The following is a 16,715-nucleotide window of genomic DNA, read 5'->3' on the forward strand; positions in this document are numbered from 1 at the left end:
TATCAGAAAAATTTCTACATTTGCTTACGATAGCATTAGAAACTGGGCTGAATCATCTAATGAGCTATTTATTAAACACAGATAAATTACCCGTGTTTATCTATGATTTCACTTTTTATAATATCGATTTTGACAAAATTTATTTCTGCCTAATTATCTACACGTCTGACGAAAGGCAATAAATCTTCTAAAATTGTTTGGTGATAATGTTCTTGGGCGTAATGACCAACGTTATTAAGTTTTATTAATTCTGCATTGGGCAAGGAATCACTAAATTTTTGTGCTATGTCTACAGATAACCAAGGGTCAATCACCCCCCATTGAATTAAAATTGGCTGTTCCCATTTTTGAAAGCCAGATGCAATTTCTGTCGTTGCTTGAGTGAGTTGTAAATTACGAATAGTTGATAATAATGCTCTACCAGCCGCAGATGTTTTCAAAAAAGGTCGGCGATACACATCTAAATCTTTATCTTCGATGCGATAACGGCTACCACCTTCTAGGGTACGGTCAACTAATAAAGGGTCTTGAGTCATTATTTCACCTGCTAGTGGAAAACCCATTTGTTGAATTTTCCAAGGTAATTTAGCATCGGTGGAAATGGGGGCATTTAAAATAGCAATGTTGGCAATTTGTTCGGGATGACGCACGGCATATTGTAAGCCAACAGAACCTAAAAATCCTTGAACAACTAAAGAAAATCTTTCGATTTTTAGAGTTTGAATAAATTTTTCTAAAGCTGTAATAAATGCGTCGGGTGTGTAGGCAAAATCGCGTTTCTCTGGCATTGATGAAAAGCCATAACCAATCCAGTCAGGGGCGATCGCTCTTGTTCCTTGACTAGCTAAAGCAGGTAGAATATTACGCCAACTGTAACTTTGCGATACTATTCCATGCAGCAAGATTACAGGTAATAAATCACTTTGTCCAATCGGTTCAGCTTCCCGATAAAACCACTCTAAAGAATCAATTTTTACTTTATTTTCTGTTACAGCCACGCTACTTTCCTAATAAAAACTGAGAATTCAGAATACAGAAGGAATGTTAATTCTGAATTCTCAAATAATCATCTCACGAATCGCATAAGCTGTTGCAGGGGCTAGTAACACACCGTTACGATAATGTCCGGTGGCGAGGAGGATATTGTTAAATCCTGCTAATTTTTCAATGATGGGTGCTGGGCGACCTTCCGGGCGGGGGCGTAATCCTGACCAGGTGCGAGTGATAGTGGCTGCGGTGAGTTCTGGACAAAAGGCGATCGCTTGTTGCCTTACATCTTCTAATAATTCATGATTAGGCGGGATTTCATCGCCATCAGTGGGAAATTCCACCGTTGCGCCTATCCAATAATCTCCACCACCTACAGGGACGATATGCACATCATTACAGGTAATCATCGGCTGAAACTCAGCATTCCCAATGGGATTTGCTAAATGTACTTGTAATGCTTGTCCAAGAACGGGGCGGATATCAACTTTTTGGTTTAACTGGTCGGTTAGAAGTGTAGAACCAAGTCCAGCCGACACTATCACCCAATCAGCATCGAATTTTCCTGCTGTCGTCTCGACTGATGTTGGTGAGATATTGACAACATTCACACCAAATTGGCAAGTTACGCCTTTTTTTTGGGCGGCTTCTACTAAGGCTAAGGTTAAAGCTGTGGGGTCGAGTTGACGGTCTTGAGGTGAATAAACTGCGCCAGTAATTTTGTCATTATTGACTTGGGGACACATACTTTTGAGTTTCGCCCTGTCCCAAATTTCCAGATTCCAACCTTGGGAGGCGCGAATTTCTACTAGTTTTTCCCAATTCTCAAAATTTTCCTCTTCCCAAGACAAATGAAGAATACCTTGACGGTTGAAGGGGATTTTCCGCCCGGTTAATGCTTCTAGTTCGGGGATTAAGGTTTCATAGCGTTCAATGCTAGTTTGTCTTAGCCGCCAAGCTTTACCCTTGATTTTTTGACTAATAGCGCCCATCAAAACACCAAGAGCTGCACCTGTAGAAGCTTGTGCGGGTTGGTTTTGGTCAATAACGGTAATTTGCAACCCTGTTACTTGACTCAGTTCATAGGCGATCGCGGCTCCAATGACACCACAACCGATAATAATTACATGACTCATTGCTGGGATATTGAGGAGTTATGAGTTAGAACCGCCGTGAAGTCAAAAGTTAAAAGTCAAAAATCAAAAGGTTTCTTCATTTCAGACTTTAGACTTCAAACTTCAGCTTTTTTCTTCTAACTCATAACTTATCATTCAGCAATCACTGTTTAGGACTCAGCTTGTTTGCTACCTTCGGGTAACAGTTGCAGGAATTTGTCAACATCTGTAAAGGCAGCTTTGTAGTTACTCAAGGCAACTAGACTATTACCATTACTAGCAGCTTGATCAACTTTAACCAAGTGGTTCAGTAAATCTTTGGTGATTTGACGAGCTGTAGTTTGGTCTTTGGGTAAAAGATGGGGAGTGATGTAAGTCATGGTCAGCCTAGCTTCTGCCATTGGGCCATGAATAAAGTTACCCACCTTAATCCACTCATTTTTGTCGATGAGGTTTTTGAGTTCTGCTGCGCGATCGCGTACAGTCTGAACTTCAGGCACATATTCCTGAATTTGGGCAATTTGATCTGCTGTATAAGTTGGAGGTGCAACTGCGACCCCAGGGCCACCACAACTAATGAGAAATGTAGCCAATAATACCAGAATGATTGAGAAAATCGAGCGTTGACGCGCCATAAACTGAACTTAACTTTTTTTAACGTTTGCCAGCTAACAGTGTAATTTTAGATCGCCAAGGTAATTTCTCGTTCTAGCCAGTAGATGATTTTGCGGAAAATTATCAGATTTTTGTCCGACGAATCTAACGTCAAACACTTTCCTAAGTTTTTAAGTATAATTGCTCATATAGAAAAAATTTCAGACTTAACCTTAAATCAATTGTTAAGAAAAGGTAATTTTATAGTTGCGAAATTTAAAACGTCTTGATAAGCTGAAACACTAACAAGATAAGGCCTTCTGGCGGTTTTCTGTCGTCGCATTCCCCTTAGCTGACTCAACTATTTAGGAGTGTTTTTTCGTGAACGCAGCTGAACAGGCAACTAACCTTGAACTCGCCAGCAAGATTGCTACGGTAGTTAATTTATTCAAACTCCAGTTTCCAGATGCAAAATCGGATTTAAAACCTTGGCAGAATGACCCAGAAACCAGAGAATTAGTTGATCCAGATTCTATAGACATTGGCTTTCACTTTCCTGGAATCAGCAAATCCTGGCGGAGTCGGAGTGTTTTGATTCAAATTCGGTTTCATCAAGATCCGATAACAAACTTACGTCGCGCAATTGGCATAGAAGTAGCTGGATTTGATCATCGTGGCGAAGCTTGGCGACTTTCGACAGTGGAAAACTGGAATTTTGTGGGTGAGTCTCTTCCTTCTGCACAAATTAGCGAACAACTCAAACAATTTTGTCGGCAAATTTTAGAACTGTTTAATGAGAAGTCTGAAGTGTGAAATTCTCTTCTTTAACCTTCAGACTCATAACTGTCAGCACTTATAACTAAGCATCAGGGTCTTCGCCTAATTCTCGTAAGCGGGCGGCTAAACGTTCAGCGCGTGCTTGGGCTGCTTGGGCTTGAGCTTGGGCAGTTTCAGCTTGAGTCTGAGCTTGGGCTGCTTCAGCTTGGGCTGCTTCTTCTGGTAAAGGGACAAGATTACCATCAGTATCGTAAAATCGCAGCCAAATAGCTGTTTCTCTGTCTACTGCACCTTCCCAAGTTCCTAGCCATAAGCCTAAACGCTGACACCATAGCCAGCCTTGTTCATTTGCTGTTAGGGGCTGATAATTTTGATTGGCATCTAAATGCCAGCCTTGTAAGGAATTTGGGTCAAAGGGGTCATAGACAAAGTAATCTGGGGTGCGGAAGGTTTGTTGATAAATTGCTTTTTTGGTCACTTTATCAACCCGCGCCGTAGATGGTGACATTAATTCGACAATCACATCTGGGTAACGGCCGTTTTCTTCCCAAACCACCCAACCTTGTCTGGGGATAGTACCATCAACATTCAACACTGCAAAAAAATCTGGGCCGCGAAAATCATTGTTACGCGCTTGGGTACTGCTGTAGTAGATGAACATATTACCACCTGTGTAAAAGTCGTTTCGGTCAGCCCAAGCTTGCTGCAATGACCGAATTAAGACATTCATGGCAATACGGTGGCGATTTGACTCCAAAGGTTCTCCATCATCAAATATTAAATCTGTGGGTGGCATAGGGGGTTGCCAGTCCGCAATATCATCTACGATATCAGTCGTTTGGGATGTGATTTCTAAATCTGGCTTACTTATTGTCATATCAACCCCCTAAAGTAGACTGTCAAAACTTGTGCATACACTAATCATTACCAATTTTGCAGCCACCATCCACGCAGTATGTTGATTTATAAGTAGTATCACGTCTGCCAAACAGAGTATAACGATTGTCGCGGATTTGTTCGTAAAAGCGATCGCCTGCCCATTTCATCCCCGGTATAGCGCGGTAAGCATCCACAAACAAACTGCCCAGTGGTAATAACTTGCCAATTTCTTCGGCTGCATCACTACCTTGCCAACGTCGCTCAGGGGCATTAGCATCAATCAATATCATTCCTTGTTGACAATCTTGCGATGTAATGCCCCATTGTGTAAGTGTCTGCTCGTCTTGCATCGCAGCATAAAGAAACAGTTTACCTTGGTCTAAAGTTTCTAAAAATTGGACTAAGGTAACGCAGAGATTGCAATTTCCGTCATATATTACGTAATAATTCATTTAAATAGCACTTTTGTTCGGTTTACGGTTTAAGTATAGCGTTACACATATATTTTTTATCTCTGCGGTGAGGATGATGCTGGAAGAGACAATCCTAAAAGTTGATTTTACTCAAGAAGATGCTTGTGCAGAAGTTCTGCCGCGATCGCATATAAATTCTAGTTACAATGCCAAATGGGATGGTATTCGTCTAGACATTCATCACCAGCCTGCCCATGAAACCCCAGAACATTCACCCCAACAACATATAATTTCAATTAACTTAGACTATCATCTTCTCCAAACAGAACGAGTTTTAGACGGACGTTTTCAGCAAGAAAATATTTTTAATGGTGATGTCGCCATTATTCCCGCCAATACCCCCCATGTATGTCGTTGGGCATCGGAAACTGATTTTCTACTTCTTAGTTTAGACCCTACTTTTTTCAATCAAATTATTTTAGAGTCGGTTGATTTACATGGTGTGGAGTTAACACCTTACTTTGCTGCACCGGAACCTTTAATTCAGCAAATAGCTTTAGCACTGAAGTCAGAGTTAGAATCAGGTGGTGTCGGTAGCCGACTTTATATTGAGTCTCTCAAAACTACACTCTGTGTTCACCTGCTAAAACACCATTCGGTCGCCAGTAATAAAGTCTTGCAATTGGCAAATCATAAAGGTCTTTCGCCCAGGAAATTACGCCAAGCCCTTTCATACATCCATGACAACCTCGAACGGGATTTGACATTAACAGAAATTGCGGCGGTTGTGGGTATGAGTATGTATCATTTTTCCCGCTTATTTAAACAATCTACAGGTCTGGCACCCCATCAATATGTGATTAATTGCCGAATTGCTAAAGCAAAAAAACTCTTAACTGGAACTGAAAGAACTATTGAACAAATTTCAGAAGAAGTTGGTTTTCAAAGTCAAAGTCATTTTACCAATGTCTTTCGCAAATTCATGGGAATAACACCAAAAGCATACAGAGAGCATGTGAAAATTTAAGTAAAAAAATACAGGAGCCAGAGAATTTTAGATTGTAGATTTTAGATTGAAAATATTATTTTTCAGTTAACTAAATATCGCTCTATATTGTGTTGACTCCTGATTTCTTTTCAAATCTTCCCGCTAACAATTCCTGACCATTGAACTTTTTTCTGTTGTTCACGACGGTAAGAAAAGAAATGTTCAGGAGTTTGGTATGTACAATAAGGGGCGATCGCAATTTGTTCGGCACTAATGCCTAAATTTTCTAACTGCAAAGTATTTACCCGTCGTACATCAACTCTTACCCTTCCTGGTTCTGGATCAGCTAATAAGGGAGAATTGGGTAATTCATGTAACGCCTGAACAATTTTTTGGGTGTCATTATGTGATATAATACTGGCTCCAATTTCCGCAGCTACCTCTACCGAGACTTGATAAACTTCACCAGCGATCGCCGGGCCGAGAGCAACTCTTAAGTCTATTAATTTACTGCCTTGGGCTTGTAATCGGGCGATCGCTTGGGGGACAATCTTGGCAGCAGTGCCTCGCCAACCCGCATGTAATGCAGCTACCTGTCCAGTTTGCACATCCCCAATTAATACAGGTGTACAATCTGCACTGGCTACCCAAACTGCTTGTAAAGGTTGTTCGCTAATTAAACCATCCGCCAAGGCAAAAGCAGATTCCTCATCGCCTGTAGTTTCCCCAACTTGGGAATCAACTTCTTGAGGCGTGAGAACAGTATTACCATGTACCTGTTTTAAGCGATACACCGATGCTTCTGGGTGCAGAACGGGAGTTAAATCTTGGGGCGATCGCGGCCAAAACTGATGAGTAAAAAAGCCGTGTTGCCAATTTCCTAAAATACTACAGGTAAGGTATGGCAGTCCTTCCCAATTGCGCCAGTGCCAAGTGTGCATCTTGAACCTAACCAAAAATAGAGGGTATTGAATATGAGGTTTTGGTATGCAGGATGAAAAATTACAGGACTTACACAGTGAGACAAAAAATCAATGGTTTGGTAAGGGTGAAAGGGTATAGGGGTGTATGTATTCAAAACCCTTACACTCCTACCCTTTCACCCCTTCACCCAATCTCCACAGATAAACTGCGTGCGTAAGTCCTGATGTTTTCCTTCCTACTCCCTATTCCCTTTTATCAAAATCAGCCAATTAATGTTAACTTGAACAACGGTATTTGCGGTTCATGTCTGTGGAATTTGATCGACAAAAGTTAGAATTAGCGTTGCATTCAGGAAGAAACGGGGAAAATTCACCATTTTCGCTATATATTTTTGATCATCTTGCTTCCACTAATCAAACCTTGTGGAATTTGTTAGCGCAGGGGGCAGAATCTTGGTCTGTGGTGATTGCCCAACAACAAACCGCAGGTAGAGGACAATGGGGAAGACAATGGATTTCTCACCCTGGTGGGCTATACCTTTCCGTTGCGATCGCCCCTAAACTAGAAGCTAGTGCCAGTTATCAACTAACTTTAGCTAGTGCTTGGGGTATAGCCAACCAACTGCGCTGTTATGGCGTAGATGTGGGAATTAAATGGCCTAATGACCTAGTTTTAAATGGGCGTAAATTAGGCGGCATTTTAACAGAAACCAAAATCAATCATGGCTATATTCATCAAGCAGTAATTGGAGTTGGCATTAACTGGACAAACCCAGTACCCGACACGGGAATTAACCTCGAAATGTGGCAAGCCTGCTACGCTACCAAACCGATTTCTTGTCTGGAAACTCTCACTTCCGTCGTTTTACGGGGGATAGAGTCCGGTATGGAGTGCCTTGTTAAAGAAGGAATAAATATACTCTTGTCTCGCTATTTGGAATTACTCACCAATGTAGGTGACAAAGTATATATTAATGATTTGGCAGGCACTGTAGTCGGCGTTACTTCTCAGGGTGAATTACGTGTTTCTGTGGAAACTTATGATACAACTGACATAAAAACAACAGAACTTTATATTGAACCCGGTACAATCACGCTAGGGTACCGTAAATCTTCTGTACCATTATAGGTTTGTTATGAATTTAGCTCTTTGGGCAAGACAAACCACTGGCATCATCTCTTGAGGCAAATTTAAAATAACTGAGAGAACCAATGACGCAGCGCAATACATCTGCCCATAATCCCTCCCAAGGCTCGAACCAGCAAGGTATGACCAAAAAACGTTTTGTATCTACCCTGCCAGCCCAGAGTCTCTGTTTACTAAGTAGTTTTAGCCTGCTTAGTGGTGGCTTCGTTTTTGCCCAAACAGAAACATCCATCGATAACATTGTTCCTGTAGAAAATTCCCAACCAACAGCTAAAACAAATTTCGTTAAAAAAGATATTGTTATCCCAGCAGCCCCCAAGGCGCAGGCGGAATTTTCCCAAAGACGAGCTAACCTCAACCAAAGACTCCGCACACCAGAGGTTGCACAATCCAAAGAGCCTGTTAGACAATCGAAACCGCAAGCTGAAGCAGTCGTTGAGCCAGTTTTTACAACTCGGCAGGAACGCACCCCAACACCAACTGCACAGCCGAAACCATCCAGTGTCCGCACCGCTAAACCCAAGCTGGAAGTTACTCAACCAAGTGCCAGTGCTAGAGAAGAGGTAGTTAAACCAGTAGCACCGCGCACCATACCAGAAAAACTCCCCGCAGTTGCTCAACCGGTGAATAACTCTCACAGCACAGTTGAAGCTGCAACTGGAAAAGTTAAAGATTCTAACAACGCCTACATTGACTCCAACAATTACGGCACTGAGGCAACCAATACTTATCAAGCACCCAATTCTGTAATCATCACAGAACGTTCTAGTGGTTGTCGCACAATCTTGCCATCAGGACAAGCTATATCCCTCGGTTTTTGTAACCAAGCCCAACCTGTTGGTAATCAGCGTGTCGCTTCTGAGAGCAAACCTGCCCCCACTTGGCTGAAAAAAAGTCAAAATTCTCAGTTAGCAACTGTTCCCTTGGCGCGGCCTATCAATAGTACTGGCAACACCCCTACAACCCGTGTTGCTTATGGTGGGGAAGTTAAGACAGCCTTTAGTCCTAATCGGTTTATCCCCAATCCCAGCGAGTTTGGTGCAACCAAAGTCAGTGCCACACCCGTTGCACCCAGCGCCGGTGCTTTACCCCCACCAACAATCGAAGGGAACTTAGCACCCCGTGTCAGTACAGTGGCTTACGATATTCCTCTCGCCTCAGTTCTGCCTCAAATTCCCTTTACAAATACCATTGCCTATCGTGGTGGCGGTACAGGTATCAGCTATCCCCTGTCTATTCCAGCCACAATTACATCGTTGTTTGGCTGGCGAATTCACCCAATTACGGGTAATCGTCGTTTCCATGCGGGTACAGATTTAGGTGCGCCGATGGGTACACCAATTCTCGCCGCCGCTAAAGGTCAGGTAGAGACAGCTGGTTGGGTTGGTGGTTATGGTTTAACTGTAATTTTGAATCATAATTCTGCTCAACAAACCCTTTACGGTCACATGTCCGAAATCTTTGTCCAACCTGGTCAACAGGTAGAAGCAGGAATGGTGATTGGACGAGTCGGTAGTACAGGCAACTCTACAGGGCCGCACCTGCACTTTGAAGCGCGTCAATTGACCCAGGATGGATGGGTAGCTGTTGACCCCAATGGAGAATTACAAGCAGGTCTGAGTCAGTTGTTAAACTCCATTCGCACAGCCCAAGTAGGTAGCGATTCAGGAAGTTAAAAGTTCAAAGGTAAAAGGCAAAAGATTTTTCTTTTTACTTTTGCCTTTTGATTTTTACTTTTTACAAATATCCGTGTTCTGCTAAAAATGTTGGGGTAATTTCATTAAATCCAGTCTCATCGGATGATGTTGACTGTTTCTTGCCAGGGTAAAGAAATTTTTCCACGTACTTGCCGAGAATATCCCCTTCTAAATTTACCCAGCTGCCAGAGACAAGATAGCGGAGATTGGTGTCAGCGTAGGTAAGGGGAATAACAGCCACAGTAAATTGCGACAGTTCTGGTTCGTAGGCGGCTACTGTGAGACTGATGCCATTGACCGCAATGCTGCCTTTAGGGACAATATAACGCGCGATCGCTTCAGGTGCAGTAAATGTCATTTCCCAAGAAGTCGCCGTCTGTTGGGCTGTAAGTAATCGACCGACACCGTCTACATGACCCATGACAAAATGACCGCCGACTTTACTACCCACGCGCAGTGAAGCTTCTAAATTCACATATCCTTGTTTTGTTTCTTCTAAACCTAATGTAGTGCGACGCAGCGTTTCTGGGGAAGCTGTGGCTATAAACCCATCTTTTAAAATTTCTTCAACAGTCAAGCAAACCCCATCTACGGCAACGCTGTCACCGTAAGCTAAATCCTGCATAATTACATTAGATGACTGACTCACACAAGTAATTTGCCAAGAATCGCCCCCTAGAGGTTTGATTGTTCCTAAACTTTGGACTAATCCTGTAAACACGGCTGTTCTGTGAAACTAACTCTATTTATTGCCTAATTTTGCCGAAAATCAACTGGTATTTCTTACAAGAATGCAAGACATTTTAAGTATAATTTCTGACTGTTTTTATTATAAGGTTGATAACACATTCACCTCTTTCTCAAGGCATACTTGGTTAAGAAGGTTATTGTCTAGGTAGGCTCCTTTAACTTACTCTGGTGTTCACACCAAGTTAGGAGTTTAATAGAAGCAATTATAGAAAACCTGCCTATGTTTATTTATTCTCTTTACATACCCCAAAAAGGTATAAAATGTTACCAATATCTCAAGCTCTCCCAGAATTGTAGAGGCTTCGCCAATGATTGAAATGAAAGTCGCTGGCATAGCATTAGATGCCATAACTCGCAGCCCCATTGTACTGTTAAAAGATGCGTCAGATCGGCGTGCTTTACCAATTTATATTGGTCAAGAACAGGCTAGGGCAATTATGGGGGCGCTGGAGAATCAAAAGCCGCCCAGACCATTAACTCATGACTTAATGGTAAATATTCTAGAGACGTGGAATATGACTCTAGAAAAGGTAATTATTCATTCCTTGCAGAAGGACACATTTTATGCAGCTTTGATTGTGCAGCAAGGCGAAGTCAAAAAAGAAATTGATGCACGTCCCAGTGATGCGATCGCCATAGCCCTCCGTACAAATACGCCAATTTGGGTGATGGAAGAAGTAGTTGCTGATGCCTCAATTCCCGTAGATCGTGATGCTGATGAAGCAGAACAAGAAGCGTTTCGTGAATTTATCTCCAATCTCCGTCCTGAAGATTTGATTAAGCGTTTCGGTAATGGCGAGAGCTAAAGAAAGTGCTAATTAATGAGTGCGGAGTGCTGGAAAAGAAAGAGTTCAAGAATTAAAGAAGAATCCAGAAAGTTTGATTCTGAATCCTGAATTTTATTCTGATAATTTTCCTGCTTTCTTTTTCACACTTCATTCTCAGTGTAACTGCTCTTAATTGTATTTATACTCAGAATTTAGCACTCAAATTTGGTTACTGGAAATCATGCAATACCGACGCTTTGGTAAAACAAATCTCTACCTCTCGGTTTTTTCTTTAGGGACAATGCGCTATTTGGCTGATGCTGAAAATGCTCAGAAAACGATCGCTCAAGCCTTAGCTCTAGGAATTAATCATATAGAAACAGCCAGAGGTTATGGCAAAAGTGAGGAGTATCTTGGCCAAGCGATTCAAAATGGGTTGTCTTTACCGCGTTCCCAACTGTACATCACCACAAAAATTCCCCCAACAGCCGACGCTGATAGTATGCGGCGGTACATTGATGAATCTTTAGCGCGATTACATCTAGATTATGTAGATTGTTTAGGAATCCACGGTTTAAATACTTGGGAGCATTTACAGTGGGTGCAAGCCAAAGGTGGTTGTATGCAAGCTGTCCAAGAAGCAATTGCAGATGGTCGAGTGCGACACGTTGGCTTTTCCACCCACGCAGCTTTAGAACTCATTCAAGCAGCAATCAATTCAGATTTATTTGAATTTGTCAACCTCCATTATTACTATTTTTTTCAACGTCACGCTCCAGCAATTGAGTTAGCTGCAAAAAAAGATATGGGTGTATTTATCATTTCCCCGGCTGACAAAGGAGGAAAACTCTACACACCACCCCAAACCCTCAAAGATTTATGTCAGCCTTATTCACCCTTAGAATTAAATTATCGATTTTTGCTGAGTGATAGCCGAATTACTACTTTGAGTGTTGGCGCAGCCAAGCCAGAAGAATTAATTGAACCTTTACGAATTGCTGATAGAAATAATGAATTAACACCAGCAGAAATTTCGATTTTTCAAGGTTTAGAAAATCATCAAAAAAATATTTTAGGGACTGATCACTGTAGTCAATGCTATGCTTGTTTACCTTGTCCAGAAAACATCAACATTCCAGAAGTACTGCGGTTACGTAATTTAGCAGTGGCATACAATATGGCAGATTATGGGCAGTATCGTTATGGAATGTTTGAACATGCTGGTCATTGGTTCCCCGGTATGAAAGCTAATCGTTGTACAGAATGTGGTGATTGTTTACCGAGATGTCCTGAAAACTTAGATATTCCGGCTTTATTAAATGATGCTCATGAAAAATTACAAGGTAAAGCTGGTAGAAGGCTATGGGGATAAATAAAATTTATATACAGCCAATCACTCTAGATTTTAGTGCAGAAATAACTCTTTAATTCCTATACTGCCAATTTCTATTGCCAAGGCTGCTAATAAAAAACCTAATAGCTGGGTGACAATTACTGTACCTTCAACCCCAATTAATTTATCAATTTGGTTTGCCAAGCGCAAAATCAACCAGGTGACAAACATCGCCACAACAATACCCAGCACTACACCCAAATGGGGACTTTGGGATTTTGACATTAATAACATCACAGTTGTTAGCGTACCAGGCCCGGCTAATAATGGCAAAGCCAGTGGTGTAATGGCCACATCTCGTCCTTCCTCGTGAATGGGTGTGTCTAGTTCTCCCCGCAGCATTTGTAAAGCAATCAGCAGCAGCAATAACCCGCCTGCTACCCGCAAAGATGCCATACTAATTTCGAGATAGCTTAAAATATATTGACCAGAAAAGGCAAACAACAACAAAACTGCGATCGCTACAATACTTCCTTTATCAATCACTTTATTTCTGTCTTCTGGTTCCATACCCTTGGTTAAAGCTAAAACTATTGGTATATTGCCGACAGCATCTGCTAGGACAAACACCGCAATAAATGTTTGCACAAAAATGGAAGTATCCACAGTAGCGCGATTTTATCAAGGTTTACTCACAACTTACCTTGAATTTGGCTTTTTTTCTAGCACCTAAAGAAAGAACTAATCTTGTAACACATTTTCCTCACCACGAATTATAATAAAGATATCAAGTACACGGGTCCGTAACGGTTTCGACAGGTTGGCGAACGCTACTCTGTGACTCAGGTCGAGAGTGAGTCTTCTCTCGCAAATATCAGGCTCAAAAAAAAGTAAATGCGAATAACATCGTAAAATTTGCTCGTAAGGATGCTCTAGTAGCTGCCTAATAGCCTCTTATAGGTTCGAGCGTCTTTAGTCCGACTCCGTTAAGGGCTAGAGACCAACCCCAACGGATGCTCCAGCAGGTGTTCTCTGGTTGGCTTGCTGGCTAAGACTTAATCAGAGCATCCTACGTTCGGGATAATGAACGATTCCCGCCTTGAGGGTCAGAAAGGCTAAACCTGTGAATGAGCGGGGGGTCAATACCCAATTTGGACAGCAGTTCGACTCTGCTCGGATCCACTAAAAATACTAATTAATCCACCAAACAATTGTTTAGGTGGATTTTGTTTTGTGACTAAGGAATATAGCTATGACTTATGCACAAAGATTGGGTGTAAGGGTTTTGAATAAGTACACCCCTATACCCTCTCGCCCTTGTCAAGTCAAATTCATTTGATGTTTAGTTAATGAATGCTGTGATTTTCTATTCCAAAAAATATGAATAATAACGCCGAACAGTTTGCTAGTGATAATTACTCTGGAATTTGTCCAGAAGCACTAGAGTATATGCTTCAAGCTAACCTTGGTAGTGCGCCGGCTTATGGGAATGATGAATGGACTCAAAAAGCGACTGACTATTTTCGGGAATTATTTGAAATTGATTGCGAGGTATTTTTTACCTTTAATGGCACAGCCGCTAATTCTTTATCTTTAGCAGCATTATGTCAGTCATATCATAGTGTAATTTGTCATGAAACAGCCCATATAGAAACAGATGAATGTGGTGCGCCGGAGTTTGCTTCCAACGGTTCTAAACTGCTAATAGCTCCAGGAGAAAATGGCAAATTAACCGCACAAAGTATCGAAGCAATTGTTACTAAACGTACAGACATTCACTTCCCTAAACCTAAAGTCATTAGTATTACGCAATCAACAGAATTAGGCACAGTCTATACTATTGAAGAACTTTGGCATATTAAAGAAGTTGCTCAGAAATATCAATTAAAAGTTCACATGGATGGCGCTCGCTTTGCTAATGCTGTTGCGGCGATGAATAAAAGCCCCGCAGAAATCACCTGGAAAAGTGGTGTAGATGTGTTGTGTTTTTGTGGGACAAAAAATGGTATGGCTTTGGGCGAAGCAATTATTTTCTTTAATCGAGCCTTAGCGGAAGATTTTGATTATCGTTGTAAACAAGCAGGACAGTTAGCTTCTAAAATGCGGTTTATTTCTGCACCTTGGTTGGGTTTACTCGAAACAGGTGCGTGGCTGAAAAATGCGCGACACGCTAACCAATGTGCAGAATATTTAGAAAATCAACTGTTACAAATAGATGGTGTAGAAATTATGTTTCCGAGGGAAGCTAACGCTGTATTTGTTAAATTACCACAGCCAGTTATTCAAAAGTTGAAAGAGAAAAATTGGCAATTTTATACATTTATTGGTGTAGGTGGCGTGCGTTTTATGTGTTCTTGGAATACAACTCAAGCCAGAATGGATGAATTAATTAGAGATATTCAGGAAGTGATCGCCTAAACTACTCAAAGCCAAATTAATCACGAGAAATATAGGGAATTTAACGGCTAATACAGTATCATGATTAATCACTTTCAAGTTTACTACACCAGTTTATTTCAGACTTCAGACTTCAGCCTTTAGTCTTCTTATACTATCCATTGACTTTTGACTATGGACTATTAACTCTTGATTATCAACTAGCTCTGATATGTCAAAATCAAGATAAATTAGTACACAAAGGTGAGCGATCGCTTTCAAAGCTAGATAAAGGATTGACCTGAGCAATGGCAGACGAAACCAATCACAATCAAGCGGGAGAAGTAGCTCCCAGCACTGTTGACAAACAAGCTCCGACTGTCGCCGAAGCAAAAGCCCCCAGCACCAGCGAACCAGTAGCCACAGATATACCTACTGCCAACACACCAGACCCCAAAGCAGCTAACCCAAAAGTTAACCCTAACGCTGCTAAACCAGCCGCCGATGGTGCAGAAAAACCAGCCGCCGCTAAAGCCGCCAAAAAAGAGAAAGCCCCAGCCGTTGAAGATAAGCCGTTTGCAGAGTTTATCCAGCAAGAATACATACCAGCTTTGCAAAAGGCGATCGCGGAGGAAGGCGTACAAGATTTACAATTAGCTTTTGCTAAACAAAAGCTGCCCATCGCTGGCTTACCTTCAGATGAAGAATACTGGCAAGTTATCGGCAGTTGGCAAAATGGTCAACGCCAATTTAACGTGTATTTTCCCGAAGAAGATATTCAAGGGAAAAAAGGATTTTCCTGCAACGAAGGCAAAAGACCCAGCACTCTTGAGTCATTCTTAATTGACGAACGCAAAACTACCCTTGACTTGTTGGTATTTGGTTTAGTGCGGCGTTTAAACAGTCAAAAATGGCTTGGCAGAAACTAGATATTGTACAAACATCCACTAAGTAAACTATTGTTACAAACCAATACTTTGCTTTGGTAAAAAAATAATTGCTCAGGCAGGATGAGGAATACATCAATTTCAGCGTTTCTTCTACTCCCTGAGCTTTTTTAATTAATCTTTTGCTACCAAAAATTTACGAGGGTTCATCTGTTTTAAATTATTTTTATATAGAAAAAATACAAAATTTAACCAGCAAATATCCTGTTTTGGACGTAGGATTAATTCAAGCCTCAGTTCTCAAAAAAATCAGTTCTACAGAGTGATGTCAAATTAGCTAAATATCATATTTAGTTATCAAGATATAAAAATATGCACATTCATTATTGTATAACTGATAGGCTAAATTCACTACGCTTACACAGGAGTTATTGATATGATTAAGATTTGGCAAAATTGGCTATGGAAATTATTTATCGTAGTTACGTTATCTATAACTATGCTTGTTCCAGGAGATAATGCTTTAGCTTTAATGACAAAACAAGTGGGTATTATATCCAAAATTGGTATGCAACAACCTATAGTGTTGGCACTTCCTACAAGTAGTTACTTGCGATTAAAAACTATCAAGAATTCTAGTACTCAAACTGGTAAAGTATATATCAATGTTCAAGAAACTGGACAAACTGTTGGGCCAATAGCAATTGCTCCAGGACAAGAATTACCAGTTAATCTTAATGCCTGTTTTAGTAATATAGCAACAATAAAATTTGTTGAAGCTACGACAAAATACCAAGGGCAGAAAACAGTCTCTGTTGCTAATTCTATAATTCCACCTTTGCCACCACTTGATTATGGAGCTTACAGGATGAATTATGAACTTGATATAGTAGGCTGCCCATAATTATATAAATTCCATATTTGAGTATATTGATGAAGCTGGGTAAGTATCATAACGAATTCTTCAAGAATAACCCAAGCAATATCTAGCTCAGAAAAAATTCAATACAGTTCAGTAAATGTAGCCGTTACCTTAGAAGGTGCGGCTATTTGAACAATGTTTGCAATTTTGCAATTTATTA

The 16,715-nt window shown here is 41.0% G+C and carries 17 protein-coding genes and 1 other RNA gene; 10 read left to right on the top strand and 8 right to left on the bottom strand.

Annotation, left to right across the window (positions count from 1 at the left end; all coding sequences use genetic code 11):
- Nucleotides 1–149 precede the first annotated feature (149 nt).
- The 3 genes from H6G75_RS13640 to psbQ all read right to left on the bottom strand — a co-directional run bounded on the left by H6G75_RS13640 (nucleotide 150) and on the right by psbQ (nucleotide 2,737).
- A complete protein-coding gene (locus H6G75_RS13640; protein ID WP_190980596.1) occupies nucleotides 150–998 on the bottom strand; it encodes an alpha/beta fold hydrolase in 849 nt (282 codons plus the stop codon).
- A 60-nt stretch (nucleotides 999–1,058) separates the two neighbouring features.
- Nucleotides 1,059–2,123, bottom strand: a complete 1,065-nt coding sequence (locus H6G75_RS13645) for an FAD-binding oxidoreductase (protein ID WP_190980597.1) — start codon at nucleotides 2,121–2,123, stop codon at nucleotides 1,059–1,061.
- Between the two features lie 149 nt (nucleotides 2,124–2,272).
- Nucleotides 2,273–2,737, bottom strand: a complete 465-nt coding sequence (gene psbQ / locus H6G75_RS13650) for a photosystem II protein PsbQ (protein ID WP_190980598.1) — start codon at nucleotides 2,735–2,737, stop codon at nucleotides 2,273–2,275.
- A gap of 340 nt (nucleotides 2,738–3,077) precedes the next feature.
- On the opposite strand from psbQ, the gene H6G75_RS13655 reads away from it, so the two are divergent.
- On the top strand, nucleotides 3,078–3,509 hold the full coding sequence (locus tag H6G75_RS13655) for a hypothetical protein (RefSeq protein ID WP_190980599.1): 432 nt from the start codon (nucleotides 3,078–3,080) through the stop codon (nucleotides 3,507–3,509).
- Between the two features lie 46 nt (nucleotides 3,510–3,555).
- Here the strand turns inward: H6G75_RS13655 and H6G75_RS13660 are convergent, their stop codons facing one another.
- On the bottom strand, nucleotides 3,556–4,350 hold the full coding sequence (locus H6G75_RS13660) for a Uma2 family endonuclease (protein ID WP_190980600.1): 795 nt from the start codon (nucleotides 4,348–4,350) through the stop codon (nucleotides 3,556–3,558).
- Nucleotides 4,351–4,390: 40 nt separating this feature from the next.
- Nucleotides 4,391–4,804 (bottom strand): thiol-disulfide oxidoreductase DCC family protein, encoded by a 414-nt coding sequence (locus H6G75_RS13665; protein WP_190980601.1) that lies wholly within the window; start codon nucleotides 4,802–4,804, stop codon nucleotides 4,391–4,393.
- A 73-nt stretch (nucleotides 4,805–4,877) separates the two neighbouring features.
- On the opposite strand from H6G75_RS13665, the gene H6G75_RS13670 reads away from it, so the two are divergent.
- Nucleotides 4,878–5,792: a helix-turn-helix domain-containing protein gene (locus tag H6G75_RS13670; RefSeq protein WP_397332011.1), complete on the top strand. Its 915-nt coding sequence runs from the start codon at nucleotides 4,878–4,880 to the stop codon at nucleotides 5,790–5,792.
- Nucleotides 5,793–5,902: 110 nt separating this feature from the next.
- On the opposite strand, the gene pgeF is transcribed toward H6G75_RS13670, so the two are convergent.
- Nucleotides 5,903–6,694: a peptidoglycan editing factor PgeF gene (gene pgeF, locus H6G75_RS13675; protein WP_190980602.1), complete on the bottom strand. Its 792-nt coding sequence runs from the start codon at nucleotides 6,692–6,694 to the stop codon at nucleotides 5,903–5,905.
- A 286-nt stretch (nucleotides 6,695–6,980) separates the two neighbouring features.
- Here pgeF and H6G75_RS13680 point away from each other — a divergent pair, with 286 nt between their 5' ends.
- Together H6G75_RS13680 and H6G75_RS13685 are read left to right on the top strand one after the other, a co-directional pair.
- Nucleotides 6,981–7,805, top strand: coding sequence for a biotin--[acetyl-CoA-carboxylase] ligase (locus H6G75_RS13680; protein ID WP_190980603.1), 825 nt, complete (start codon nucleotides 6,981–6,983; stop codon nucleotides 7,803–7,805).
- Nucleotides 7,806–7,888: 83 nt separating this feature from the next.
- Nucleotides 7,889–9,499, top strand: a complete 1,611-nt coding sequence (locus tag H6G75_RS13685) for a M23 family metallopeptidase (RefSeq protein ID WP_190980604.1) — start codon at nucleotides 7,889–7,891, stop codon at nucleotides 9,497–9,499.
- A 61-nt stretch (nucleotides 9,500–9,560) separates the two neighbouring features.
- Here the strand turns inward: H6G75_RS13685 and H6G75_RS13690 are convergent, their stop codons facing one another.
- The gene (locus H6G75_RS13690) at nucleotides 9,561–10,241 is read right to left on the bottom strand and encodes a riboflavin synthase (RefSeq protein WP_190980605.1); all 681 of its coding nucleotides are present in this window, start codon (nucleotides 10,239–10,241) and stop codon (nucleotides 9,561–9,563) included.
- A gap of 337 nt (nucleotides 10,242–10,578) precedes the next feature.
- Between H6G75_RS13690 and H6G75_RS13695 the strand changes: the two genes are divergently transcribed.
- Both H6G75_RS13695 and H6G75_RS13700 read left to right on the top strand, forming a co-directional pair.
- On the top strand, nucleotides 10,579–11,076 hold the full coding sequence (locus tag H6G75_RS13695) for a bifunctional nuclease family protein (RefSeq protein WP_190980606.1): 498 nt from the start codon (nucleotides 10,579–10,581) through the stop codon (nucleotides 11,074–11,076).
- A 202-nt stretch (nucleotides 11,077–11,278) separates the two neighbouring features.
- Nucleotides 11,279–12,409: an aldo/keto reductase gene (locus tag H6G75_RS13700; protein ID WP_190980607.1), complete on the top strand. Its 1,131-nt coding sequence runs from the start codon at nucleotides 11,279–11,281 to the stop codon at nucleotides 12,407–12,409.
- Nucleotides 12,410–12,442: 33 nt separating this feature from the next.
- Here the strand turns inward: H6G75_RS13700 and H6G75_RS13705 are convergent, their stop codons facing one another.
- Entirely contained in the window at nucleotides 12,443–13,036 is a 594-nt protein-coding gene (locus H6G75_RS13705) for a MarC family protein (protein ID WP_190980608.1), read from the bottom strand.
- Between the two features lie 131 nt (nucleotides 13,037–13,167).
- On the opposite strand from H6G75_RS13705, the gene ssrA reads away from it, so the two are divergent.
- From ssrA to H6G75_RS13725, 4 genes are all read left to right on the top strand, one after another.
- Nucleotides 13,168–13,555, top strand: a transfer-messenger RNA (tmRNA) gene (ssrA, locus tag H6G75_RS13710).
- A 195-nt stretch (nucleotides 13,556–13,750) separates the two neighbouring features.
- Nucleotides 13,751–14,788, top strand: a complete 1,038-nt coding sequence (locus H6G75_RS13715) for a low specificity L-threonine aldolase (protein WP_190980609.1) — start codon at nucleotides 13,751–13,753, stop codon at nucleotides 14,786–14,788.
- 266 nt (nucleotides 14,789–15,054) lie between these two features.
- Nucleotides 15,055–15,675 carry a DUF2996 domain-containing protein gene (locus H6G75_RS13720; protein WP_190980610.1) on the top strand — a complete coding sequence of 207 codons (621 nt, stop codon included), beginning with the start codon at nucleotides 15,055–15,057 and terminating at the stop codon, nucleotides 15,673–15,675.
- 394 nt (nucleotides 15,676–16,069) lie between these two features.
- A complete protein-coding gene (locus H6G75_RS13725) occupies nucleotides 16,070–16,537 on the top strand; it encodes a hypothetical protein (RefSeq protein WP_190980611.1) in 468 nt (155 codons plus the stop codon).
- Nucleotides 16,538–16,715 lie beyond the last annotated feature (178 nt).

It is taken from the genome of Nostoc sp. FACHB-280, from assembly GCF_014697615.1.
Lineage (GTDB): Bacteria > Cyanobacteriota > Cyanobacteriia > Cyanobacteriales > Nostocaceae > Nostoc_B.